Source organism: Pseudomonadota bacterium (assembly GCA_022361155.1).
In the GTDB taxonomy this organism is placed as follows: Bacteria; Myxococcota_A; Polyangia; order Polyangiales; family JAKSBK01; genus JAKSBK01.
In genome coordinates this window covers 1-21,886 of the sequence record JAKSBK010000507.1, presented here as the reverse complement: position 1 = coordinate 21,886, position 21,886 = coordinate 1, and the positions used below count along the sequence as shown (strand labels likewise).

The following is a 21,886-nucleotide window of genomic DNA, read 5'->3' as shown; positions in this document are numbered from 1 at the left end:
CCTAAGGGCCCGCGGAAGAATAACTCGTCTGTATCGCCGAGGGCCGGGCACCGTTGGCAAGGCGCAACATAGCCAGCGGTGGTCGGAACCGGTGAGATGGATGAGTATTCTTCCGCGGGCCCTAACAGAGGACCAACGACATGGAACTTGAAGCACTAGTCGGCTCCCTGGGCATCCCCCCTGGAGCTCGAAGCAATGGCGACCTGTCCGTCCGTTCACCAGTGGACGGCCGGCAGCTCGCCGCGCTGCCTAGTTCGCGACCCGCCGAGGTTCATGCTGCCGTCGAGCAAGCCCAGGAGGCGTTCCGGGACTGGCGACGGGTGCCCGCGCCCGTCCGTGGGGAGCTGGTTCGGCTGTTTGGACAGGAGCTACGCGCTGCAAAGCCGCTGCTGGGACGTCTCGTGACGCTCGAATCCGGCAAGATCCTACAGGAGGGGCTCGGCGAAGTGCAGGAGATGATCGACATCTGCGACTTCTCCGTGGGCCTCTCGCGCCAGCTCTACGGGCTCACCCTGGCGTCGGAACGTCCCGAACACCGGATGCTCGAGACCTGGCACCCCCTGGGGCCGGTCGCGGTCATCAGCGCTTTCAACTTTCCGGTGGCCGTGTGGTCGTGGAATTTTGCCCTTGCTATCGTGTGCGGCGACCCGGTTATCTGGAAGCCCTCGGAAAAGACGCCGCTGTGCGCGCTGGCCTGCCAGCAGATCTTCGGTAAGGCGCTGCAGCGATTCGAGCTGGCACCCGACCATCTGTCCCAGGTTCTGATCGGCACGGCGGAGCTCGGGGCAGTCCTGGTCGACCACGAGGCGATCCCACTCGTCAGCGCAACGGGGAGCTGTCGCATGGGTGCGGCGGTCGCGCCTCGAGTCGCACGGCGTTTTGGCCGCTGCCTGCTGGAGCTTGGAGGCAATAACGCCATGATCGCAGCGCCCTCGGCGGACCTTGACTTGGCGGTGAGGGCGATCGTCTTTTCCGCGCTGGGAACCGCAGGCCAGCGCTGCACGAGCCTGCGCAGGCTGATTGTGCACGAAAGCGTGCAAGAGGATTTGGTTGCGCGGCTCAAGACCGCCTACGCCTCCGCGGTGGTGGGCTCACCGCTGGAAACGGAGACGCTGGTGGGCCCGCTCATCGACGGCAGCGCCTTTCACACCATGCAGCAGGCACTGGCCCTGGCTCGACGCGACGGCGGCAAGGTCAGCGGTGGTGAGCGCGTGCTGGCTGACCGATTCCCGGATGCGTACTACGTGCGCCCAGCGCTGGTGGAAATGCCAGCCCAGACGGAGATCGTCAAAGAGGAGACCTTCGCGCCCATTCTCTACGTCATGACCTACCGCGAATGGGACGAGGCCATGGAGATGCATAACGGAGTGAGTCAAGGCCTGTCGTCGTGCATCTTCACGCGGGACGTACGCGAAGCCGAGCTGTTCCTCTCTGCCGAAGGTAGCGACTGCGGCATCGCGAACGTCAACATCGGCCCGAGCGGCGCCGAAATCGGAGGCGCCTTTGGCGGTGAGAAGGCCACGGGGGGTGGACGCGAGGCGGGGTCGGACTCCTGGAAGAGCTATATGCGCAGGGGCACGAATACCATCAACTACTCGAGCAAGCTGCCCCTGGCCCAGGGCATCGAGTTTGGCTAGATGAGCGCCCTGGGAGACAACGTCCTGACAACGATCGCGAACTTCGGCATCTGGTTCGTTGTCTTCCTGTTTTCGCTGACCTTCCACGAGTATGGCCACGCGCTTGTGGCCTACATGGGAGGCGACCGCACCGCATACCACGGCGGCCAGGTGAGCCTCGACCCCATCCCTCATGTCAGGCGAGAGCCGTTCGGGATGGTCCTGATGCCGCTGATCAGCTTCTTCCTGGCAGGCTGGATGATGGGCTGGGCCTCGGCGCCCTACGATCCACGCTGGGCCCGCGCCCATCCGAGACGCCAAGCCCTCATGTCGCTGGCCGGTCCCGGCGCCAACTTCGTGCTCGCCGTGCTGGCCCTCGGCCTCTTGAGGCTGGCGCTGGCGCTGGAATGGTTCGTTCCACCGCCGTCCGCGGGTTTCGCCAGGCTCGTGAGCACTGCCCAAGATTCGCCCAGCCTCCTGCAGCCACTTGGCATGGCGCTGTCGATCATGCTCAACCTGAACGTCATGCTGGGCCTGTTCAATCTGCTGCCTCTGCCGCCGCTCGATGGGGCCGGCGTGGTGGAAGGGCTAGCGCCCGGACCGGCTCGGCGGCTGTACGAAAAGCTCAGCCAAAACACGGCCCTACAGTTCCTGGGCCTGCTCGTGGCCTGGAAGCTGTTCAGCCTGATCCAGGGTCCGGCCTTCGCCGCGGTGCTGGCTCTGGTGCATCCCGACGTCGGCTACTCCTAGGGAGAGCGCGCTCCAAGGCCCGCCAGGCTCACCGTTGCCAAGGGGGCGCCAGTGGCTATGGTGCCAGATAGTGACGGATTCCCCAAAGCAGGACCGTGACGTCGTCTTGGTGCACGGCGTCACGCCGGACGGCAAGGGCTTGCGGGTGCTCAGGAGCCGCAACAACACCTTGGAAGCCGGGCAGGTAAGGCCGCTGAACCAGGGCAAGGCGATCTCGGGTGAGGTCATTAGCCTGCGGCCACGGCAGGAGTTTCCGCTGCTGTGCGACGTGAAGGTCGAGGTTCCCGCGGCCAGCCGTGAGCCGGCGCAGCAACCTGGCCGGCCAGCCGAGCTTGCGGCTGAACCGCGGCCAGCGCGGGATCGACGGGCGGTGCGCAATCGCGAGCTGGAAGGTCGCATGCCGGATCGCGGCCGGCTCGCCGAGAGAAGCCGAAGCGGCCCGGCCATGGTCACGAGCGGCTTGTATCGCCAGAACTGGGATGCCGTGTGGGGGCGTTCAAGCAAGAAGCGCTCGTTGCCCAACTGAGGCTGGTTTCGGCCCTTGCCAGCACGGCCACCATGGCCTAAGGCACGCCGCGTGAAGGCGCTTCTCGCTGCCATCGAGCACGAGTGCACGCCCGCGGTATGGAAGCGGGCCCACAGCGTCAGCCGGTCGGGCAGCCTGAGCGGCCGCACCACGCATAACGACGAGCTCGAGCTGCGGGTCTCCACGCGAGCCGGCATGATGTCGCCCGTGGTCGTGCTGTCGCCGAAGCACCAGGACTGGTCCTGCGAGTGCCCGAGCCTCGAGCCCGTGTGTGTCCACGTTGCTGCGGCTGCCATGGCGCTGGCCAAGGCGCTGACCGAAGGCAAGGACCCCACGGCCTGGACCGCCCCGGCTGCCAAGATGGCCTACCGGCTCGAGCGAAAAGGCAGGGCGCTGTTGCTCAAACGCCTCGTAGCCCGCGGTGAGCGTCTCAAACCGCTCGTCACACGCTTGACCACCGCGCGCAGGCAGGACAGGGGCGATGCCGTGGCGACGTGTCAGGCGGATTTCGAGGTGGAGCTCGCCATGAGCGGGGCTCTTGCGGCGACGGTCCCGCGACCCAGCATGCAGCGGACGCTTGCAGCGTTGGCGCAATGCAGCGACGTGCTGCTTGACGATCGCCCACTTCGCATCTGCGAGCCGCAACCGGTGCTCCGGGTAGCAGTGGACGATTGCCAAGCGGGGTTCTTGGTTAAGGCGGAGCAGGATCCCGCAATTACCGAGATCTTCGATAACGGCGCGGTCCTGCGCGGCGATGAGCTGGCCGCGATCAGCGAAGCGGAAGTATCGCGCAGCGATATCGAGCAGCTGCGCGCGGGTCGCCAGTTCGCCCACGATCAGGTGGCGGACCTGGTGGGGCGCGTGCTGCCTGCGCTAAAGGAGCGAGTACCCGTCGTCGTGCGCAGCAGCGTGCTTCCCAAAGCAAAGGCCATGCCTCCACGCATCGTGTTGAACGCCGAGTTCGAGGATGGTGCGCTGAGCGTGCTGCCCACACTGGTTTACGGTGATCCGCCCTCGGCGCGCCTCGATGCAGGCCGCCTGCACTACCTGGGCGGCCCGCTGCCGCTGCGGGACGAGGTGCAAGAGGAGCGCCTCGCAGGCTCGCTCGCACGCGATCTCGATCTGCAGCTGGGCAAGACGCTGCGTCTGAGCGGCTACCAAGCCGTTCAGTTTGGCGAGCGCCTGCGAAATTGGCAGGACGGCGAGATCTCGGGCAGGGGCCTCGAAAGCTGCAGGGTCGGCGCCAAGCTCGAACCCAGGCTCGACGCGTCGGGGCAAGGCTTCGATCTGTCGTTCGTGAGCGAGGAGCATGGCATCTCCCGAGCTGCCAGTCCCGAAGCAGTCGTGCGCGCCTGGCTGGCACAGGAGCCACTGGTCCCACTGCTGGACGGGGGCTGGGCACCCTTACCTGCTGACTGGCTCGCCCGATATGGGCATCTGGTGGCCGACCTGCTCGCGGCGCGGGACACGCAGGGCGAGCTACCCCGAGCAGCGTTCGCGGACTGCCTCGAGCTTTGTGAGGCGCTGGAGCACCCGGCACCGCCCGACTTCGCGGGCCTTGCGAGCTTGCTCGAGGGCTTTTCCTCCTTGCCCGGGGCCATCCTACCTGACGACCTGACAGCGAATCTCCGTGAATACCAGCGCCGCGGGGTCGACTGGTTGGCCTTCCTGTCGAGGGCCGAGCTCGGCGCGATGCTGGCCGACGACATGGGGCTCGGCAAGACGCTTCAGGCGCTTTGCGTGGTGCGCCGGCCCACGTTGGTGGTGTGCCCCGCCAGCGTGATCCACAACTGGGCCAAGGAAGCACGCCGCTTCCGCCCCTCGCTCACGCTCAATACCTACCATGGGCCCAACCGCGAGCTCGACGGCGAGCGCGATCTGACTTTCACGACCTATGCCCTGCTAAGGCTGGACAGCGAGCAGCTCAAGACCGTTCAGTGGGACACGGTCGTGCTCGATGAAGCGCAGTACATCAAGAACCCGGACAGCCAGGTGGCGCGGGCCGCGTTCGAGCTACCTTCACGGTTCCGAATCACACTCTCGGGCACGCCCGTCGAAAACCGGCTCGAAGAGCTTTGGAGCCAGTTTCACTTCATCAATCGGGGCCTGTTGGGGGGACGCCAGCACTTTCAAGACACCTACGTCCGGCCCATTCTGGCGGGCGCTGCGCAGGCAACCAGCAGGCTTCAAGCGCGCATCGCACCGTTCTTCATGCGCCGGCTCAAACGAGAGGTCGCACGCGAGCTGCCACCACGCACCGACCTGGTGCTGCGCTGTTCGCTCAGCGACCGGGAGCGAAGCCTGTACGACGCGGTCTCAGCTACCACGCGGGCTCAGGTGCTCGAACAGCTGCAAGCGGGCGGCAACGTGATGGCTGCCCTCGAGGCCCTGTTGCGCTTGCGCCAGAGCGCTTGCCATAGCGCCCTGCTGCCCGGGCAGCAGGCGACTTCCTCGGCGAAAATGGACCTCCTGATGGAGACCCTGGAGGCGGCACTGGGAGGCGGCCACAAGGCGCTGGTCTTTTCGCAGTGGACTTCCTTGCTCGACCTGGTCGAGCCTCAGCTGCACGCCGTCCGGATGGGCTTCTGCCGTCTCGATGGCTCCACCCGCGACCGCGCTGCGGTGATCGACCAGTTTCAAGCGGATGCGGGTCCACCGCTGCTGCTCGCCTCGCTCAAGGCTGGCGGGACCGGACTGAACCTGACTGCCGCCGACCACGTGTTCTTGCTCGATCCCTGGTGGAATCCCGCAGCCGAGGATCAGGCAGCCGACCGGGCCCACCGGATAGGGCAGACCAAGCCCGTGTTCGTGCACCGGTTGATTGCACAAGACACGGTTGAAGAGCGCATGCTCGAGCTTCAGGACCGCAAGCGGGCCCTCGCAGCAGCGGCCACCGGAGGCGCACAAGCTGCCAGCGGCCTGACGCGCGAGGATCTGCTTTCGTTGCTGGACGGGCCCTAAGCCTGAGGGCCCGGGTCGGCCGGCTCACCCATCTTGCGATGGTAAAGCGCTCGGCTGTCCTCGGTCAGCTCACTGAACTCCTTGAGCGTGGGGAGATCCTTCAGGCTACGCAGCCCGAAGAACTCCAAGAACCTCGGGCTGTTGCCGTACAGCATGGGACGGCCTGGTTCGTCCTTGCGGCCGAGCATCTTGAGCAGACCGCGCTCCAGCAGCACTTTGAGGGCCGAGCCCGAGTCGACGCCTCTGAGCTCCTCGATCTCAGGACGAGTAACAGGCTGGCGGTACGCCACGATTGCCAGCGTCTCGAGCTGAGCCCGCGTGAGCCGGACTGGCTTGAGCGCCACGAAATCCCGTACAAAAGGCGCGCTCGCAGCCGCCGTACGGAACTGGTAGCCGCCAGCTAGTTCGGCAAGCACGACGCCGCGATCCGTGTAGTCCGCGACCAGCTGCTGCAGCTGTTGCTTCACCTCGGCTGTGCTCGCCTGCGTCGCCCGCGCCAGCTGGCGTGGTGTGACAGGTCCCTCGGCCACGAAAAGCAAGCTCTCGATCACGCGCCTGAGATGTTGCTGGGCGGCGTCGGCCGGATCTGTCCCTGGCTCGGCCCCTGCTGCCGCGCGGGGCTCGGCGTGTGCCTGCGAGGCCGACACGCCGGACGAGCGCATCCCCCCCTTCGGCTCTGCATCGTCGCCATCCGGTGAAGCGCCAGCGCGCTGGAGACATCTGCCTCGCTTGAGCTCCACCACTTCTGACGTCGTTGCGACCCGCGGCTCGTCGGCCTCGCCCGGATCGTCCTCGCTTTTTCGCTCAATCGCCGCGTCTGGTGGGGAGTCAGGCATCCTGGCCAGCGTCGGGTCGTGTGCGGGTGGGGCGCCCGGCGACGTTGACCCATCCGGTGTGGCTTCCTGTTCGCTTGGCGTCCTTGCCGCCGGCATGTCGGGTCCGGTGGATCGCCGGCCTTGGTGTGCTTGCTGTGCCATGCTCAACCCCTGTTGGTTTCAAGGTCGATCACCGAACCGGAGGTCTCCTCGGCTTCAGCTATCCCGGCAAGCAGGGCGCTCTGCACGTACAGGGTCGCTCCAATCCCCGATTGGTAGACACGTAGCAGGTGCAGGCGGACCATTTCCAGGACCGCAAGAAACGACACCACGATATCGTAACGTCCGGCGATCCCTTCGAAAAGCTTGTCGAACTCGCAACGACCGCGTTCCCGAATCAGGTCGGTCAGCTGCGTCATGCGCTCTTGAAGGCTGATGCGCTCCGGCGTCACCTCGAGGGCAAGCCTGCCGCTGGCACGTTTGGCCACGCGCTCGAAGGCGTCTAGAAGCACAAACACATCGACCTCGGCCAGCCTGGCGGCACCACGGAATTCGGAAGCTCGATCGCAACGGGCGAACACGTCGCGTCCGCTGATGGGTCTTGAGCCCAGCTGCTGTGCCGCCGCCTTGTACTTCTGGTATTCGAGCAGGCGCCGGATCAGCTCTGCGCGCGGGTCCTGCTCGTCGTCCGGGGACTCGTCGTCCTGCTGATCCGCGGGGGACACCGGCAGCAGCATCCTGGACTTGATGTGCGCGAGCGTAGCCGCCATGAGCAGATACTCGCTCGCCACGTCGAGATTGAGCTCGCGCATGAGCCCGAGGTAATCGAGGTAGCGCTCGGTCACGAAAGCGATCGGCAGGTCCAGAATGTCGAGCTCGTGTTTACGGATCAGATGCAGCAGCAGATCGAGCGGGCCCTCGAACGAAGGAAGCTCGATCCGCAACGCGCGGTCATCCAGCGAGCTCAGGGGCTGCATCGAGAGGCCTTCCTCTCAGGACGGAGTAACCAGCTAGCCCCAAGAAAGCCGCGGACCAGCAATTTCGGCCGGTCCGATACCGCTAGCCTAGCTTCTGTATCAATATCAATACGCAAGCGGGTAGCTGAACGGTCGGCGAGCGATACTGGCGCGATCAAGGGCCATCGAATCATGTACGGGATCAGAGACACAGGACACTATTAGCCGCAGCCTCCCGAGGGTACCAAAAAAAGAGCGCAGATCGCACAGCACGAGCGGAAAAAACCAGTCAGACGCCGGTTGCGGCGGTTGGGAGCCTACAAGCGGGGTGATCGCCCGTTTCTCGTGGGGGTCGTTTCTGGTGGGGGTCGTGCACTCCTCGGTCGTGTCCCGACGGACACACAGTGGCACTACATTACTCGGGCGCAGTGTCGTTGCCCTATCGGGGATACGGATCAGTCACCCATGCCATCGATCCAGAGCCGAGGCTGTGTTCCCTGCGCGCTTGCGGTGCTCGCGACGCAGCTGCTCGTCGCTGTGGCCAGCGCGAATGGCCCGGTGCTCGAGCGGGCCCGTGTGGGTCTCGCTCGCTACGATCTGCAGGGCGATCGCACGGTCGGCATGCTCCAGGAGCTCAGCGAATTCCTCGTTGGCGATGCGCCGCAACGAGCGTTGCTGGAGGCGCGCTATATCCGCGCGGTGGCTACGATCGACATGCTCGTGGCGGCTCGCGTCCGCTCGGATAGTGAGCTCGAAGCGAAGCTCGCCGCTGTGTTTGCAGTCTCGCCGCAGCAGTTGCTGCCCAAGCTCCAGCAGGAGCTCGACGAGGTAGATCGGGGGGTCTACCGGGTATCCGTGCAGGAGGCTCGGCCCGTGCTTAGCCTGCTCACCGGCCAGGAGGCGGCGTTCTTTCACCCGCGCGGCCCGCGGCGCGACTTGCTCCTGGCTCATAGTGTGGTGACAAAGGACGCAACGCTGCAGTCGCTCGCGTCCGCTGCTCCGGACCCGTGCCCGGAGCAGCGGTCATGCGCACCCCCGTACGCTGGCTTGGACGCGCCGTCACGGCGCACACTGGCTTTCCTTCAGGAGGCTGACCGTGCACTGCGCAGGGTGAAGCGTGCGACCTCACAAGGCGACCCACTCGGCAGGGCGCTGGCACGGGAGATCGAAAACGCCAGCGCTCGGTTGCGAAGTCTTGAAGTTCCGATAAACGCCAGCCCGGAAGCGCTGACTGCTTCCGCGTTCGGTCGAACCGAGCCGGTGCGTGGCGACGTGTTGGTCCGAGTGTCGGCCAAGGAGCTGAGCTACGGTTTTGCACCAAGCGCCCGCCTTGGCGACGATGGCACGATCCTGTTTAGTGCCCCTGGACAACCACGGCTGCCCGCACGCCGAGTGGTACGTCTGCCCCGCGATTTCAAGCCTTGGATCGGTCCCATTGCCGAAGTCGAACGAGCATTGCGGCCAAGTCTGTCAGAGAGCACGTTGACCGTAGGCGTCAGCGTAGTCGGATCGCTCAAGGCCCATGTGCTGGCCAGAGTCCTGCTTTCACTCAGGCGTGCCGGAGGCACCGATCTACGACTGATGGGGCGCACCAAGGACGGCGCTCTGGCCGGCGTCCCTGTACGCGTCGTCTGGGGCAAAGAGATCAAAGAGCTACCCGAGAGCGCGCTGGGCCTTCGCCTGCGCCTGGGCCGCTTCTCTCTGCGCAAGGCGCAGACGAGCATCCAAATCGAGCGCATTAGGGTGGACGGAAGACGCCGCTTCGACTTCGAGACGCTGGCGGCCAAGGTGGGCAGGCCGCCGCGCAGCGCTTCGCTATCCTTCATGGCCAACGCCCCCGCGGGCACGCTCGTGACCTCTGCCTTCCACATCGTTCCAAAGCGAGGCCCCGTCACACTGTTGGTTCCCTGAAGGGTAAGGGTGAAGGGCGCGGTACACAGCTATGCTGGCGTCGTGCCGAGCCATGCGGATACTCATGCCTCTGGACGGACCCTTCAGGATCTTTGAGCATGGCGCGCACGATCATCGTCGGGGATGTGCACGGGTGTCGCCGCGAGCTTGAAGCCCTTCTCGAGGCCTGTGAGCTGGCGAGCGAGGACGAGTTGGTCCTGGTCGGGGACCTGGTGGCCAAGGGCCCCGATTCCGCGGGGGTGGTACGGCTCGTGCGGACGCTGGGAGCCAAAGCCGTGCGTGGCAATCACGACCAGCACTTGCTGAACTGGAAGCTCGCCACGGAGGCCGGACACCGTCCCGCGCCGAGACCCGAGCACGAGCGTGCGGCCAGGTCCTTGAGCGCGGCCGATTGGGAACACCTGGCGTCGTTGCCGAGCTATCTGCGACTTCCGCATCGCGGGGCTGTCGTGGTTCACGCCGGCTTGATGCCCGGCGTCGCCATCGAGCAGCAGGCGACTGACGACCTGCTGCGCCTGCGCAGCATTCGGGCGGACGGCAGCGGTTCGAGCAAGCTCGACGGCCGGCCGTGGGCGAGCCTGTGGCAGGGCCCCGAGCTGGTGTTTTTTGGCCACGATGCCCGCCGGGGACTGCAGCTGCACCCCCATGCCATCGGACTTGACACGGGCTGCGTGTATGGAAGGAAGCTGACAGCCTATCTGCTACCCGATCGTCGTTTGGTCAGTGTGCCGGCGCAGCGCCGCCACTGTCCGGTGGCAGCGCCGGCAGGGAGCGGTTCCGGGTGAAGGTGCGTGCCCGAACGCGCCGCCACCCCGCCGGGCGAGAACAGGAGCTCGCCGCGGGCCGGGTGCGGCTCGTGGTGCTTGCCGGCACCGGCGTTGATCAGCCGCTTCGGGAGGCGCTGGTAGTGCGCGACTCGCACGGCCAACCGCGGGCGTACCTCAACACATGCAAGCACCTGCCGATACCGCTGGACGGGGGCACGGGCGACTACCTCAGCGAAGAGGGCCGCTACTTGCTCTGCAGCACCCACGGAGCTCGCTACCGGCTCGAGGATGGCTACTGTGTCGATGGGCCGTGCGAGGGAGAGAGCCTCGATTCGCTCGCGGTCGAAGTGGAAGGCGGGCAGCTTTATGTGCTCGAGCCCGACGCCACGGCCTGCGATTGAGTCCTTGTCGCCTGCTGGCCAACCGCGTCCAGCCGGCCCACCGCGGCAGGCGCCGACAGCGGCCAGACCCGCGACCACGCCAGGTCCTCGCTCCCCCGTAAGACTGCTCCGCGCCGGGTCAACACCTCGCAACCTATGCGTGTGACCAACACGGTGTGCTCGAACTGAGCCGAAAGCGAGCGATCCTTGGTAACGACCGTCCAATCGTCGTCCAGCACCTCACACGCGTAGTGTCCCAGATTGATCATCGGCTCTATGGTGAACACCATGCCTGCCTTCAAACGCCTTCCCGTCCCCGCCCGGCCGAAATGAGGCACCTGCGGTGCCGTGTGGAACTCGCGGCCGATGCCGTGGCCCACGTAGTCTCGGACGACCGAGCAGCCCTCGGATTCGGCGTACTGCTGAATGGCGGCGCCGATGTCGCCCAGCCGTGCTCCGTGCCGAACTTGCGCGATGCCAAGCTCGAGGCAGCGACGCGCGGTTTCCACCACACGTTTGGCGTCTCCGCACGGGTTGCCGACGTAGAACATCGCGCTGGTGTCTCCGTGAAAGCCGTTTTTCCTTGGTAGGTACGAGGTCACGTCAACGTTGACGATATCGCCATCGCGCAGCACCCGTTTGGAAGGTATGCCGTGGCACACCACCTCGTTGATGCTGGTGCAGACGCTTTTCGGAAACCCGTTGTAGTTCAAAGGCGAGGGCCAACCCCCACGCGCAAGCGTGTAGTTGTGCACGAACTGGTTGATCTCGTCGGTCGTCGTACCCGGACGTACGCGCTCGCCCACAGCCACAAGCGTCTCGGCAGCTAGCTGGCACGCGGCGCGCATGCCTTCGAGCATGCTTGCGCTCATGATTTCGATGACCACGTCTTGAATCCGACTTTCAACCTACTGCAAACAGCGCGCGATGGCCACCCGAGCTGCCTTGTCCACCTGAACCGCGTTGTCCACCCGACCTGCCTTGTCCACCTGACCGCGTTGTCCACCTGAACCGAGCCCAGCCAGTCGGGTGGCCGCCGGAGCCGGCGATGGGGGCCTGTGCGCCGGCTCGATCGCGACGATTGACAAGGAGGCGGCCGGCGAGTAACCGTTGCTCGGACGGAGGTCGTCGTGCCGCAGTACGATGAAGAACGCATCGCCCGCGAAGAGGCGTATTGGACCCCAGCTCGACTCTTTACGTTTGGCTTCGTCTTCATGGCGGGCGCCATAGCGCTCATCGTGCTGCTCTCCGAGCTCCGCGGCCTCCTGGGCTGACTGCACTCCGCGAACGAAGACCCCTAACCAAAATCGAGCTCGTCGGGCTCATCGTCGGCCTCCTCGGTGTGGGGCTTGTATGCGGCCTCGTATTCCAGATCGTCGACGCAGAAGCCGATCTTGTTCAATGCGCCTAGCTCTTCGCGCTGGAAGTCCTGGAAAGTACCGTATCGCTTGGGGCGGCTCATGGGGAACAGTCTCCTTATGTTTAAGGCCAGCCTTCTTCGTGATGGGGAAATCAACCACCTTGCCCTACATTCACCGACATAATACCACTCCTAGTCGGGAATCCAAGAAAGTGGTCTTGTAGTTCCAGCGTGCGCATGGGACAGGTGGTGGCGATCGCGAACCAAAAGGGTGGCGTCGGCAAGACGACCACAGCGGTCAACCTTGCCGCCAGCTTGGCCATCGCCGAGCAGAGGGTGCTGCTGGTCGATCTCGACCCGCAGTGCAACGCGTCCACAGGTGTCGGCCGCGCAGAGCAGCTCACCGACGGCGGCTTGTATGCCGTGCTAATCAACGGTGAGTCCATCCTGGACGCTATCCTGGAAACAGACCTTCCATGCTTGCAGGTGGTGCCGTCGAGCCTTGACCTCGCGGCCGCAGAAATCGGGCTCGCTCAAGCGAGGGACCGATCGCATCGCCTGAGGCGCGCGCTCAACCCCATCCGAGCGCTCTACGACTTCGTCATCGTGGACTGCCCGCCTTCGCTCGGCGTACTGACCGTCAACGCCCTGGCTGCTGCAGACCACGTCATGGTGCCCATGCAGGCAGAGTACTATGCCATGGAGGGGCTATCGAGTCTGGTGGGCACGATCGAGCGGATTCAGAGAAACCTCAATCCGTCCCTGCGTCTGCACGGTGTGCTCTTCACGATGTTCGACCCCCGCAGCAACCTGTCGAATCAGGTGGCAACCGAAGTGCGAAAGCACTTTCACGTCTACAATACCGTGATCCCACGGAACGTGCGCCTGGCAGAGGCCCCATCCCACGGCAAGCCCGTCGTCCTGTACGATGCGACCTCCAAGGGCTCCCATGGCTACCTGAGCCTTGCGCGAGAGATTCTCGATCAAGTCGCGGCCTAGAGTCCTGGAACAGAAAAAGACACTAGTCCGCCGCAACGTGTTCTATGCCTGCAATGAAGCGACAGCCGTTAGGACGTGGCCTCGACGCCCTGTTCGCGGCCGAGCCTGATAGCAGCAACATCGACGCTTTCTACGCCCCTATCGAGCGATTGCATCCGGCACGGGTCCAACCGCGAACCAGCTTCGATGACGCGACGCTGGGCGAACTCGCCGATTCGATCCAGAGCGTGGGCATGCTGGAGCCTATCTTGGTCCGGCGCCGGACGGCTGGAGGGTACGAGATCGTCGCCGGAGAACGGCGCTGGAGGGCAGCCCAAAAGGCTGGCCTGCACGAAGTCCCGGTGATCGCTCGGGAGATGTCGAGCGGCGATGCCTACCAGGCCGCGCTGGTGGAGAATCTGCAGCGCGAAGATCTCAATCCAACGGAGACCGCCCGCGCCTTTCAGCGGCTCATTGACGAACACGGCCAGACACAGGAGTCGATTGCGAAACTGGTCGGTCGCGATCGATCGACCGTCGCCAACTCGTTGAGGCTGCTGAAGCTACCCCTCGACGTGCTCGACCGAATCGAGCAGGGCGACTTGTCCGAGGGTCACGGGCGCGCCTTGCTCACGCTTGCCGGGAGAGGCGCGCTGGTTTCGCGCTTGGCCCGCCAGGCGATACAGAAGGGGTGGAGCGTGCGAGAAACCGAGCGTCAGGCTCGCGCTGCTGCACGCACGCCCGAGCCGCCCGCCAAGAGCGGCTCGGCCAAGAGTGCCAATGTACGCGATCTGGAGGATCGACTCTCGCGCTCCCTCGGCGCCAGAACCGTCATTTCGGATCGGCGCGGACGCGGACACGTGAAGGTCAGTTTCTCAAGCTACGAAGAGCTGGATAGGTTGCTTGACCGTTTCATGGACCAGTAGTTCAACCGTCTGCCGCGTCCTGCTCCTTGAATGGAACCCATACAGCAACGGATCGTGGGCGCAGCCCGAGCCGGCCAACGACAGCAAATAGGGACCGAGGCGGAAGACGGCAAGCACGTTGCGGGTGTTCATCGCCTTGTGGGAGACTCGAGTCGAGTATGTCCGAAGTCGGCGATTCAGCCGTGGGTCAACTGCGCGATCAGCTTGCGCGCGAAAAGGGCAAGCTGCGGGCGTTGCGTGATATCGGACTGGCGCTCGGTTCGACGCTGGACTTGGACCAGCTGCTCGGGGTGCTGCTTGCCCGCGTCGCGAGTGTGATGGATAGCGAGCGCGCGCTCTTGTACGTTCTCGAGGACGACGGCAGCGAGCTCTGGTGCAAGGTGGGCGACGATGGTGCCATGCGCGAGTCGCGCTTGAAGTCGGGCGCGGGCCTTGCCGGCTGGGTCTCGGCACAAGGACGGGCCCTGAACGTCAAGGACGCTCGGCGAGATCCTCGCTTCAGCACGGACCTGGATCCCGTTGCTCAGTTGGATCCTCGCTCGGTGCTCGGCGTGCCCATGCGCAACCACCACGGCCGCGTGATCGGTGTGCTGCAGGTGATCAACAAGCACCAAGGCTACTTCGGCGTCGAAGACGAGGCCATGCTCGCTGCGCTCGCCGCTCCTGCCGCGGTGGTCATAGAGAACTCGAAGCTGTTCGTGTCTGTGGTCGGCAAGAACATCGAGCTGCTCGAGACGCAGGAGCAGCTGGAGCGGAAGGTGAAGGAGCTCGAGCTGCTGTTCGAGCTGGCGCAGCTGTCGGCCACGGCCACCGAGCTTGACGAGCTGCTCGACGGCGTGCTGGCTCGCACTACCGCTGCGATGGATGCGGAGGCGGCCGCCATCATGTTGGTGGACGCGCGAACCGGCGACATGCGCTTCAGCCATGCAAGGGGAGGTGATCCCGAGCGAGTCCTGCGCCTGCGCCTCCCGGCCGGCGAAGGGATTGGGGGCTGGGTAGCACGCTATGGCAGCCCGCTGGTGGTCAACGATGTGGACAAGGAAGAGCGCCACTCCAGGTCCATCGCCGACGAAGTGGGTTACCACCCGCGCTCGGTGCTGTGCGTTCCGTTGCAGCTTCCCGAGGGAGGCGCGATCGAGCTGCTCAACAAGAGCCAGGGCGAGGGCAGATTCAGCGCGGACGATCTGAAGTTGGCCACGGCCGTTGCAGGCCACGTGTCGACGGCAATCCAGCTGGCTCGTTCCCGCCGTAGTCGTCAGCAGCAGGAGCGACTGTCCACCATCGGGCAGCTCCTATCGAGCGTGCTGCACGACCTCAAGACCCCGATGACCGTGATCTCCGGCTATGCGCGCTTCGTCGGGCAAGAGCCGGACGCCGACAAGCTCAAGAAGTACGGCGAGGCCATTCTCAGACAGGTCGAGATCATCAACGCCATGACTGGGGAGATCCTGGCGTTCGCGAGCGGGGACAGTCAGCTCTGGCTGCGCAAGGTGTACGTGGTGCAGTACTTCGAGGAGCTGCTTGAGCAGCTGCGGATCGAGCTTGACGGTCGTGGTGTCGAAGTGGCGCTCGAGTTGCGTTACCGTGGCGTCGCGCGCTTCGACCAGCACAAGATTCAGCGTGCCGTGCACAATCTGGCTCGTAACGCCGCTCAGGCGCTGGGAGCAGGCGGAGGCAAGTTCACGATTCGGGTCGACAGGCGTCCCGAAGACGGGGCGCTCGTATTGACGTTCAGCGACGACGGCCCCGGCGTGGCACCAGAGATCCGCGATCGGATGTTCGAGTCGTTCACGAGCTTTGGAGCAAGCGGTGGCACCGGCCTTGGGCTGGCGATCGTCCGAAAGGTTGTCGAGGATCACGGTGGTGAGATCGAGCTGGAGAGTCGGCCCGGCGAAACGGTGTTCACGATCACGCTGCCCCAACAGCAGCAAGCAACCCAGCCAGACCGCGGTCCAGAGGCCGATGGGGTCGATCCAACCGCATCCGTGTAGATCGGGGCCGGCTGTATGCCGAACGGGACGCCGTTGGGAGTCGCCCTACTCGTCGCTGCGTCCTCCGAGCACGCCGGCGCGCATCAGGAGATACAGTAACTGCAGGATCGCGCTGATGGCGGCCGCGACGTAGGTCATGGCCGCGGCGTTCAACACCGCGCTGGTGCCCGCGACCTCCGACGCCGCGATCATGCCCGTGTCCTTCAAGACGGCTACGGCGCGGCTTGATGCGTTGAACTCCACCGGCAGGGTGACCAGCGTAAATACCACGAAGGCGCAGAACAGGACGATCCCGACCCAGATGAGGCCCGACGCTTGCATGAAGAAGCCGAGCCCGGCCACGATGAAGCCCAGGTTCGAGCCGATGGTTGCCGGCTTGACCACGAGGGACCTGAACTTGAGAGGTCCGTAGCCGGTGGCGTGCTGGATCGCATGCCCGGCTTCGTGTGCGGCCACCCCAAGCGAAGCCAGGGAGCGGCCGTCGTAGACATCCGGCGACAGCCTCAGTACCCGCTGGAAGGGATCGTAGTGATCCGCGAGAAACCCCGATACGCGCTCCACCCGCACGTTCGTGATACCCTTGCGCCGCATCAGCTCACGCGCAGCCTCCGCCCCCGACATTCCGCTGCGCGCCCTGACCTGACTGTAGCGCCGGAACGTGGACTTGACCTTGGCGTTGGCCCAGAAGCTCAGAGCCAGGCCAGGCACCAGAAACACGAAGTAGATGGGGTCGAAGTACATCATTTGTCGGCAAGGTAAGTCGTGTCGGGCCCCTGGCAAGGGTCCAAGGGTTGACAGCAACGAACGCGCATGAACCGGTCGGATACCATCAGCATTCAGGGACTCGAGGTGGAGTGCGTCGTGGGGGTGTACCCACGGGAGCGCTCGGCTCCGCAGCGAGTCGTTGTCGACGTGGATTGCCACCTTGATTTGGAGCCTTCCGCGCTGCGCGAGCGCCTCCGATTCTCTATCGACTACAGATGTATTTCCGAGGAGATAGTTTTTCTATTACGCTACTGTGGGTTTCGTATGCTGGAGACGGCGGCCTACACACTTGCGCGCTACCTGCTGGCACCCCCCTCGCTCGGGGAGCGGCGCTCGGCGATCAGTGAAGTCTGGATTAGGCTGACCAAGCCGGGAGCCCTTCCCGGTGGCGCCGCCCCGTCGCTGAGCCTGCGGCGTCGCGCCGCCGAGGTGCGCTTGCGCCAGGAGCAGCGGCCGTTCGGTGTCGTCGATGTGGTACACGAAACCAAGGGCGCCGGGGTTTATCGTTTGAACGTTGCCCCCGGGGCTGAGATCCCGTTGCATTTGCACCGCCGGATGCGGGAGGTGGAGATGGTGCTCACCCATGGGCTCGTATGCCAGAGCCGGGCTGCACCGCCGCGCGCCGTTCATCGCTGGCCCCTTGGCGCGCCGCACGGCTACAAGAACCCCACCGACCGCTATCAGACGATCCTGTGTGTGGATGCGCCGCGCTTCATCGAGGAGGATGAGATCCCCGTGCCGCAGCAACGCTCGGACATGCGGGAGATCAAGCCCGAATACGTGTGGATCGAGTGATGGCCAAGCCGGCGCCGGCGCGGGCCGCGAACACGGTGCGGGCTGGCCTGGCGCGTCCGGGAGCAGCGTGCACGAACGCCGCATGAAAGAACAAGCCAGCGAGCGCCTGGAGCTGCTGCGGGCGGAGATCCGCCGGCACGACTACCTGTACTACGTTACCGATCGTCCGGAGATCTCCGACGAGCGCTACGACGAGCTTTTCAGGGAGCTCGTCGAGCTCGAGCATCGTTTCCCCCAGCTTGTGGCTGCGGATTCGCCTTCCCAGAAGGTCCCCGGCGCGCCGCTCGATTCCTTTCCTACGCGGGATCACGCAGCACCGATGCTGAGCCTCAACTCTGACAGGCAAGAGGCAGGGCTCAGGCGCTTCGATGAGCGCTTGCGTAGGCTGCTGGACGAGGACCGCGTGTGCTACGTGCTGGAGCCCAAGCTCGACGGCGCATCCGTGGAGGTGGTTTACGAACGCGGTTCTCTGGCGCGAGCAGTGACTCGGGGCGACGGCGTTCGGGGTGAGGCGGTCACCCAGAACGTGCGCACCATAGCGAGCTTGGCCCTACGCTTGCGTAGCGTTTCGCTGGCCATCCCGGCGTTCCTGTCACTCAGAGGCGAAGTGATCATGCGCTTTGGCCCGTTCGGGCAGCTGAACGCGTCGCTGCTAGAGCAAGGCAAGACGCCTTTTGCCAACCCGCGCAACGCCGCGGCGGGCTCTCTGCGCCAGCTCGATCCACGCATATCGGCGAGCAGGCCGCTCGACATCGTCTTCTACGACGTGCTCGCCATGAGCGACGGGCCCGAGCTGCAGACACAGTGGCAGGTTCATCATGCGCTAAGACAGTGGGGTCTCAAGATCAGCGACCGACTCGAGCGCGCGCGCAGCGTCGACGAGATCCTGACTTACCACGGGGCGATGCAGCGTGAGCGCGATCGCCTCGACTACGAGATCGACGGTATCGTGATCAAGCTGGATTCGCTGAAGCATCGGTCCAGCGTGGGTTCGACTGCGCGCCATCCTCGTTGGGCGTACGCGCACAAGTTTTTGCCTCGGCGTGAGCAGACCCGAGTTTTGGAGATCATCGCCAGCGTGGGCCGAACGGGCGTCGTGACGCCTGTAGCTGTCCTGCGTCCGGTGGAGCTTTCCGGGGTTATGGTCTCTCGTGCCTCGCTGCACAACAGGGAGGAAGTGGAGCGCAAGGACGTTCGCGTCGGTGACATGGTCCGGGTGCAGCGCGCGGGCGACGTGATTCCGCAGATCCTGGAGCGGGTCATCGAGCCGGGGGTCCAGCGCGGCCCTGCCTTTCGCATGCCCGATGCCTGTCCGTCTTGTGGACGCCGGCTCGCGGATCGTGGACCGTTCACGGTGTGCACCAGCAGCTTCGACTGCCCGGCCCAGCGCGCAGGCCGCCTCACGCACTTCGCGTCGCGAGACGCGCTCGATATCGCGGGTCTCGGTGAGGAAACGGCTCGACTTCTGGTCGACGCCGGTTTGGTGAAGCGGTTGCCCGACCTTTTCGAGCTTCGCGAAGCTCCGCTGCTTTGCCTGGAGGGATTCGCTCACAAGTCGGCCACCAACTTGCTCGAGGCGATCCGCCGGGCTTCTCGCGTGGATCTGGCGCGTTTTCTTTACGCGCTGGGCATTCCGGAGGTAGGGGTGACCGTGGCCCGCAGCCTGGCCGCCCACTTCCATTCGCTGTCCGCCTTGAGGCGAGCCGACGTCGAGGGCCTGCAGTCAGTGCCTGGGCTCGGACCGCGCATGGCTGAAGCTATTTGCACCTTCTTCTCGGATCCCAATAACGCAGCCATGGTAGATGCGCTGCTGGATCGTGTCATCCTGCAAGACGCTCCCGGCTTGCAGCACGAGCAGCTGCGCGACCTCAGTTTCGTGTTCACGGGTTCGCTCGTGCGCCTGTCGCGTCGTGAGGCCCAGGCGCTGACCCGGCAGCATGGGGGTCGCGTCGTCAGTTCCGTCAGCAAGGGCGTGGACTACGTGGTTGCGGGAGCCGATCCAGGAACAAAGTACAGCAGAGCAAAGCAGCTGGGGCTCGTGGTCTTGACCGAGCAGGAGTGGATCAAGCTGCTCTTCGATCGCGGCATCAGTTTGGGATGAACGAGCACTAGTACCGCTTGCCAGGGATTATGGTGGATTCCAGCCGGCTCTGACGGCCGCTGGCAGTGTTGCACCTCCTCGAATATGCGCTGCACAGCATTGAAATGAACCGCAGTCTTCGTTGGTGCGCCTTGCCAGCGACCGACAGCCCTCGACGCCAATCGATCACAATCCCTGGCAAGCGGTACTAGGTTTTGCGCGGCGTCGTGCGGGGGTTGGCGCCGCCGACGGGCAGCAGGCGGACGGCGTGTTTGGGTAGGAGGCCGAGGTCGAGTCCGTGATTGCGCACCGCGTACTTTCGGTGTGTCCACACATCGTGGAGCTCGTCGCCTTCCCGTAGCTGCTGCTCCAGCAATGGGTAAGCATCGAGCGCCAGTCCGATCTTCCGCGCTTCGTCGTGTGGATTGAGGACAGCTAGATAGCCGCCGCCATCGCTTCGCGCGGCCCAAAGCAGTCGCGGAAAATCGTGTGCCAGAAGGTCCAGGCAACGGGTTGAGGTCGGGACGGCCAGGGTATCCTGGATAGCAAGTACCTGTTGCACGATCTCCATGCGGCCTTGTGGAACCGAGGCGAGATCTCGCGAGATCACAAGCGAGCCTCCGGTCAGCGCACCCACTGTGGCCAGTGTTCGGGCTTCCTCGACGCCCAATGCCAGGCCCTGGTCTCCCGGCAGCACGCTGTCGGGGTCGTTGTGCCACAGTCTTCCGTGCATGAACGTACGGCCGAGCGCATTGCGAATAGCGTTTCGTGTCGACGGGAACAGCTCGTAGTTGCCACCCAAGCGCTGCACGAGCCAGTCGCTCCAGGTGGGTGCGACGTCGGGGCCCGTGCGCATGCTGTCGACCAGACCCACGGCCGGACCCAGCGGGCAACCGCTGGCGACCAGGTGCACCTGATCCCCGACCGCTTCGCGGATGACCTCGAGTCCTGTGCGTAGCGCCTGGGCGCCGGTCGCCGAGGGGTCGTGCCGACGCCCCGGCAAGGTTGCAGCGAACAAGAAATCGAGCTCGAGCACGTGAAATCCCCACTCCAAAGCGAGCGTGCGAACCGTACGCGCCACCCATGCCAGCGCGCCCGGATGCGTGGTGTCGAGCGCCTTTGCGGCGCTCAACTTGCCCCAGGCTGGGTTGTAGACCGCGCGCCGGAGCTCGCCCCTGGGTCCTTTCAAGAACCACTCCGGCCGGTCGCGTACCACCGACGCTTCGGGGCGAGCTATGAAGGGTGCGAGCCATATGCCAGGCGTCATGTTGCGGCGCCGGATCTCATCTGCCATGCGGGCCATGCCGCTTGAAAAACCGTCGTTCGCGCGCAACCAGTCGCCGATCGCCAGCTGATAGCCCTGCGCCAGACGGAACTGTTCAAGAGGGATTCCCTCGGTGCCTGCGGATGCACGCTCCAAACACTGCAGCGCGAGCTCCTCATCGATGTTTGGGAAGGCGTGAGCAGAGCACCATGCGACCGGGCGAGCTCGCGGCACGCGTGCCGACATGCGTCGCCCCAGTCGGCTCGCGAACAGCTCGAGCAACTCCGCTGGGTCTTCTCCCCAAAGGACGAGCAGCGTTTCACACGCGCGTATCTGGTGAGGTTCGATGGCGGCGCCCTCAAAAGGCAGCCTGGCGACAATGCGTGTGCGCATCGGGTCTTCGGCGAAGATCTCGAAGCCCCCGAACTGCGAGCGTGTGGTGAGGTAGCCGAGGACGACCGAACGCCGCTCGGCCAGATCGCAGGCGCAGGTGCAGAGCTCGGAGTTGAAGTGGCCGATCGCTACGTCGTTGGGTGCAGCGCAATGGCGTGTGATCTCACCCAACCAGCGCCCTCGGGGCCGGGGTTCGGCTACGTTCGTGCCAAAGCTGGACGTACCGGACCAGGTTTGCCAGCCCTGCCTGAAGAAACGCAGCTTTCGAGTGCCGCGCTGCTCGAGCACCAGCGGTTCTACGCGATCCAGGGCGACATTCGGGCGCAGCGCCACCACCTGGGGCTGCACCAGCAATCCGTGTGGCTCGTGCAGGAACCTGAGCGTGACACCGATGTCGTCGTTCGTTCGCTCAAGGACCTCCTCGCCCCGCGCGGGGGGATCCACATCGATGACCAGACGTCGCCTGACCCCGTTGATGCGGTAGTCGGCGCGAGCTCGGTAGAGGTTGGGGTCAAAAAGACGGGGCGCCATTGGCGGAGCGCCCAACCTAGCCGAAGGGCGCAGCTTTCTCAACGGGCTTCGCCGACGGCGATGGCGACGAGATGATCCAGCGCTGCGACCGTTTTCTTGACCAGTACGTGCGTTGACGCGC

General features: G+C 64.9%; 18 protein-coding genes and 1 pseudogene. 13 read left to right on the top strand and 6 right to left on the bottom strand.

Translation table 11 applies throughout. The features are described 5' to 3' along the window. Positions 1 to 140: 140 nt before the first annotated feature. From MJD61_18965 to MJD61_18950, 4 genes are all read left to right on the top strand, one after another. Positions 141 to 1,637 carry an aldehyde dehydrogenase family protein gene (locus tag MJD61_18965; GenBank protein MCG8557345.1) on the top strand — a complete coding sequence of 499 codons (1,497 nt, stop codon included), beginning with the start codon at positions 141 to 143 and terminating at the stop codon, positions 1,635 to 1,637. Then, complete coding sequence (locus tag MJD61_18960; protein ID MCG8557344.1) at positions 1,638 to 2,366, top strand: site-2 protease family protein; 729 nt, start codon at positions 1,638 to 1,640, stop codon at positions 2,364 to 2,366. A gap of 70 nt (positions 2,367 to 2,436) precedes the next feature. Beyond that, positions 2,437 to 2,892: a hypothetical protein gene (locus MJD61_18955; GenBank protein MCG8557343.1), complete on the top strand. Its 456-nt coding sequence runs from the start codon at positions 2,437 to 2,439 to the stop codon at positions 2,890 to 2,892. Positions 2,893 to 2,943: 51 nt separating this feature from the next. Further along, the gene (locus MJD61_18950) at positions 2,944 to 5,853 is read left to right on the top strand and encodes a DEAD/DEAH box helicase (GenBank protein ID MCG8557342.1); all 2,910 of its coding nucleotides are present in this window, start codon (positions 2,944 to 2,946) and stop codon (positions 5,851 to 5,853) included. Here the strand turns inward: MJD61_18950 and scpB are convergent. Together scpB and MJD61_18940 are read right to left on the bottom strand one after the other, a co-directional pair. Further along, positions 5,850 to 6,830: an SMC-Scp complex subunit ScpB gene (gene scpB / locus MJD61_18945; GenBank protein ID MCG8557341.1), complete on the bottom strand. Its 981-nt coding sequence runs from the start codon at positions 6,828 to 6,830 to the stop codon at positions 5,850 to 5,852. The genes MJD61_18950 and scpB overlap by 4 nt on opposite strands. Positions 6,831 to 6,832: 2 nt before the next feature. After that, entirely contained in the window at positions 6,833 to 7,645 is an 813-nt protein-coding gene (locus MJD61_18940; GenBank protein MCG8557340.1) for a segregation/condensation protein A, read from the bottom strand. Positions 7,646 to 8,089: 444 nt separating this feature from the next. Between MJD61_18940 and MJD61_18935 the strand changes: the two genes are divergently transcribed. From MJD61_18935 to MJD61_18925, 3 genes are all read left to right on the top strand, one after another. Continuing rightward, positions 8,090 to 9,535 (top strand): hypothetical protein, encoded by a 1,446-nt coding sequence (locus MJD61_18935; protein MCG8557339.1) that lies wholly within the window; start codon positions 8,090 to 8,092, stop codon positions 9,533 to 9,535. A gap of 98 nt (positions 9,536 to 9,633) precedes the next feature. Beyond that, entirely contained in the window at positions 9,634 to 10,320 is a 687-nt protein-coding gene (locus MJD61_18930) for a metallophosphoesterase (protein MCG8557338.1), read from the top strand. Further along, the gene (locus tag MJD61_18925; protein ID MCG8557337.1) at positions 10,317 to 10,703 is read left to right on the top strand and encodes a Rieske (2Fe-2S) protein; all 387 of its coding nucleotides are present in this window, start codon (positions 10,317 to 10,319) and stop codon (positions 10,701 to 10,703) included. The genes MJD61_18930 and MJD61_18925 overlap by 4 nt, the downstream gene beginning before the upstream one ends. 110 nt (positions 10,704 to 10,813) lie before the next feature. Here MJD61_18925 and map read toward each other — a convergent pair. Continuing rightward, a pseudogene (map, locus tag MJD61_18920) lies at positions 10,814 to 11,554 on the bottom strand (type I methionyl aminopeptidase). Between the two features lie 258 nt (positions 11,555 to 11,812). Here map and MJD61_18915 point away from each other — a divergent pair. Next, a complete protein-coding gene (locus tag MJD61_18915; protein MCG8557336.1) occupies positions 11,813 to 11,956 on the top strand; it encodes a hypothetical protein in 144 nt (47 codons plus the stop codon). Positions 11,957 to 11,979: 23 nt separating this feature from the next. Here the strand turns inward: MJD61_18915 and MJD61_18910 are convergent, their stop codons facing one another. After that, positions 11,980 to 12,144: a hypothetical protein gene (locus MJD61_18910; protein ID MCG8557335.1), complete on the bottom strand. Its 165-nt coding sequence runs from the start codon at positions 12,142 to 12,144 to the stop codon at positions 11,980 to 11,982. 135 nt (positions 12,145 to 12,279) lie between these two features. Between MJD61_18910 and MJD61_18905 the strand changes: the two genes are divergently transcribed. From MJD61_18905 to MJD61_18895, 3 genes are all read left to right on the top strand, one after another. Then, complete coding sequence (locus tag MJD61_18905; GenBank protein MCG8557334.1) at positions 12,280 to 13,041, top strand: ParA family protein; 762 nt, start codon at positions 12,280 to 12,282, stop codon at positions 13,039 to 13,041. Between the two features lie 53 nt (positions 13,042 to 13,094). Then, the gene (locus MJD61_18900; GenBank protein ID MCG8557333.1) at positions 13,095 to 13,946 is read left to right on the top strand and encodes a ParB/RepB/Spo0J family partition protein; all 852 of its coding nucleotides are present in this window, start codon (positions 13,095 to 13,097) and stop codon (positions 13,944 to 13,946) included. 158 nt (positions 13,947 to 14,104) lie between these two features. After that, positions 14,105 to 15,937, top strand: coding sequence for a GAF domain-containing sensor histidine kinase (locus tag MJD61_18895; protein ID MCG8557332.1), 1,833 nt, complete (start codon positions 14,105 to 14,107; stop codon positions 15,935 to 15,937). Positions 15,938 to 15,982: 45 nt separating this feature from the next. Here MJD61_18895 and MJD61_18890 read toward each other — a convergent pair whose 3' ends face one another. Beyond that, the gene (locus tag MJD61_18890; protein MCG8557331.1) at positions 15,983 to 16,678 is read right to left on the bottom strand and encodes a zinc metallopeptidase; all 696 of its coding nucleotides are present in this window, start codon (positions 16,676 to 16,678) and stop codon (positions 15,983 to 15,985) included. A gap of 69 nt (positions 16,679 to 16,747) precedes the next feature. Between MJD61_18890 and MJD61_18885 the strand changes: the two genes are divergently transcribed. Both MJD61_18885 and ligA read left to right on the top strand, forming a co-directional pair. Continuing rightward, positions 16,748 to 17,497 carry a dihydroneopterin aldolase gene (locus tag MJD61_18885; protein MCG8557330.1) on the top strand — a complete coding sequence of 250 codons (750 nt, stop codon included), beginning with the start codon at positions 16,748 to 16,750 and terminating at the stop codon, positions 17,495 to 17,497. 82 nt (positions 17,498 to 17,579) lie between these two features. Further along, positions 17,580 to 19,598 (top strand): NAD-dependent DNA ligase LigA, encoded by a 2,019-nt coding sequence (ligA, locus tag MJD61_18880; GenBank protein ID MCG8557329.1) that lies wholly within the window; start codon positions 17,580 to 17,582, stop codon positions 19,596 to 19,598. 187 nt (positions 19,599 to 19,785) lie between these two features. On the opposite strand, the gene MJD61_18875 is transcribed toward ligA, so the two are convergent. Continuing rightward, positions 19,786 to 21,765 carry an alpha-galactosidase gene (locus MJD61_18875; protein ID MCG8557328.1) on the bottom strand — a complete coding sequence of 660 codons (1,980 nt, stop codon included), beginning with the start codon at positions 21,763 to 21,765 and terminating at the stop codon, positions 19,786 to 19,788. Between the last annotated feature and the right edge of the window lie 121 nt (positions 21,766 to 21,886).

What these genes read in the sequence shown, in the direction of transcription:
- MJD61_18935 (MCG8557339.1), top strand. Translation starts at nt 8,090, where the DNA reads ATGCCATCGATCCAGAGCCGAGGCTGTGTTCCCTGCGCGCTTGCGGTG.
- MJD61_18960 (MCG8557344.1), top strand. Translation starts at nt 1,638, where the DNA reads ATGAGCGCCCTGGGAGACAACGTCCTGACAACGATCGCGAACTTCGGC.
- MJD61_18885 (MCG8557330.1), top strand. Translation starts at nt 16,748, where the DNA reads ATGAACCGGTCGGATACCATCAGCATTCAGGGACTCGAGGTGGAGTGC.
- MJD61_18940 (MCG8557340.1), bottom strand. Translation starts at nt 7,645, where the DNA reads ATGCAGCCCCTGAGCTCGCTGGATGACCGCGCGTTGCGGATCGAGCTT.
- MJD61_18890 (MCG8557331.1), bottom strand. Translation starts at nt 16,678, where the DNA reads ATGTACTTCGACCCCATCTACTTCGTGTTTCTGGTGCCTGGCCTGGCT.
- MJD61_18910 (MCG8557335.1), bottom strand. Translation starts at nt 12,144, where the DNA reads ATGAGCCGCCCCAAGCGATACGGTACTTTCCAGGACTTCCAGCGCGAA.
- MJD61_18930 (MCG8557338.1), top strand. Translation starts at nt 9,634, where the DNA reads ATGGCGCGCACGATCATCGTCGGGGATGTGCACGGGTGTCGCCGCGAG.
- scpB (MCG8557341.1), bottom strand. Translation starts at nt 6,830, where the DNA reads ATGGCACAGCAAGCACACCAAGGCCGGCGATCCACCGGACCCGACATG.
- MJD61_18875 (MCG8557328.1), bottom strand. Translation starts at nt 21,765, where the DNA reads ATGGCGCCCCGTCTTTTTGACCCCAACCTCTACCGAGCTCGCGCCGAC.
- MJD61_18905 (MCG8557334.1), top strand. Translation starts at nt 12,280, where the DNA reads ATGGGACAGGTGGTGGCGATCGCGAACCAAAAGGGTGGCGTCGGCAAG.
- ligA (MCG8557329.1), top strand. Translation starts at nt 17,580, where the DNA reads ATGAAAGAACAAGCCAGCGAGCGCCTGGAGCTGCTGCGGGCGGAGATC.
- MJD61_18965 (MCG8557345.1), top strand. Translation starts at nt 141, where the DNA reads ATGGAACTTGAAGCACTAGTCGGCTCCCTGGGCATCCCCCCTGGAGCT.
- MJD61_18895 (MCG8557332.1), top strand. Translation starts at nt 14,105, where the DNA reads ATGTCCGAAGTCGGCGATTCAGCCGTGGGTCAACTGCGCGATCAGCTT.
- MJD61_18900 (MCG8557333.1), top strand. Translation starts at nt 13,095, where the DNA reads ATGAAGCGACAGCCGTTAGGACGTGGCCTCGACGCCCTGTTCGCGGCC.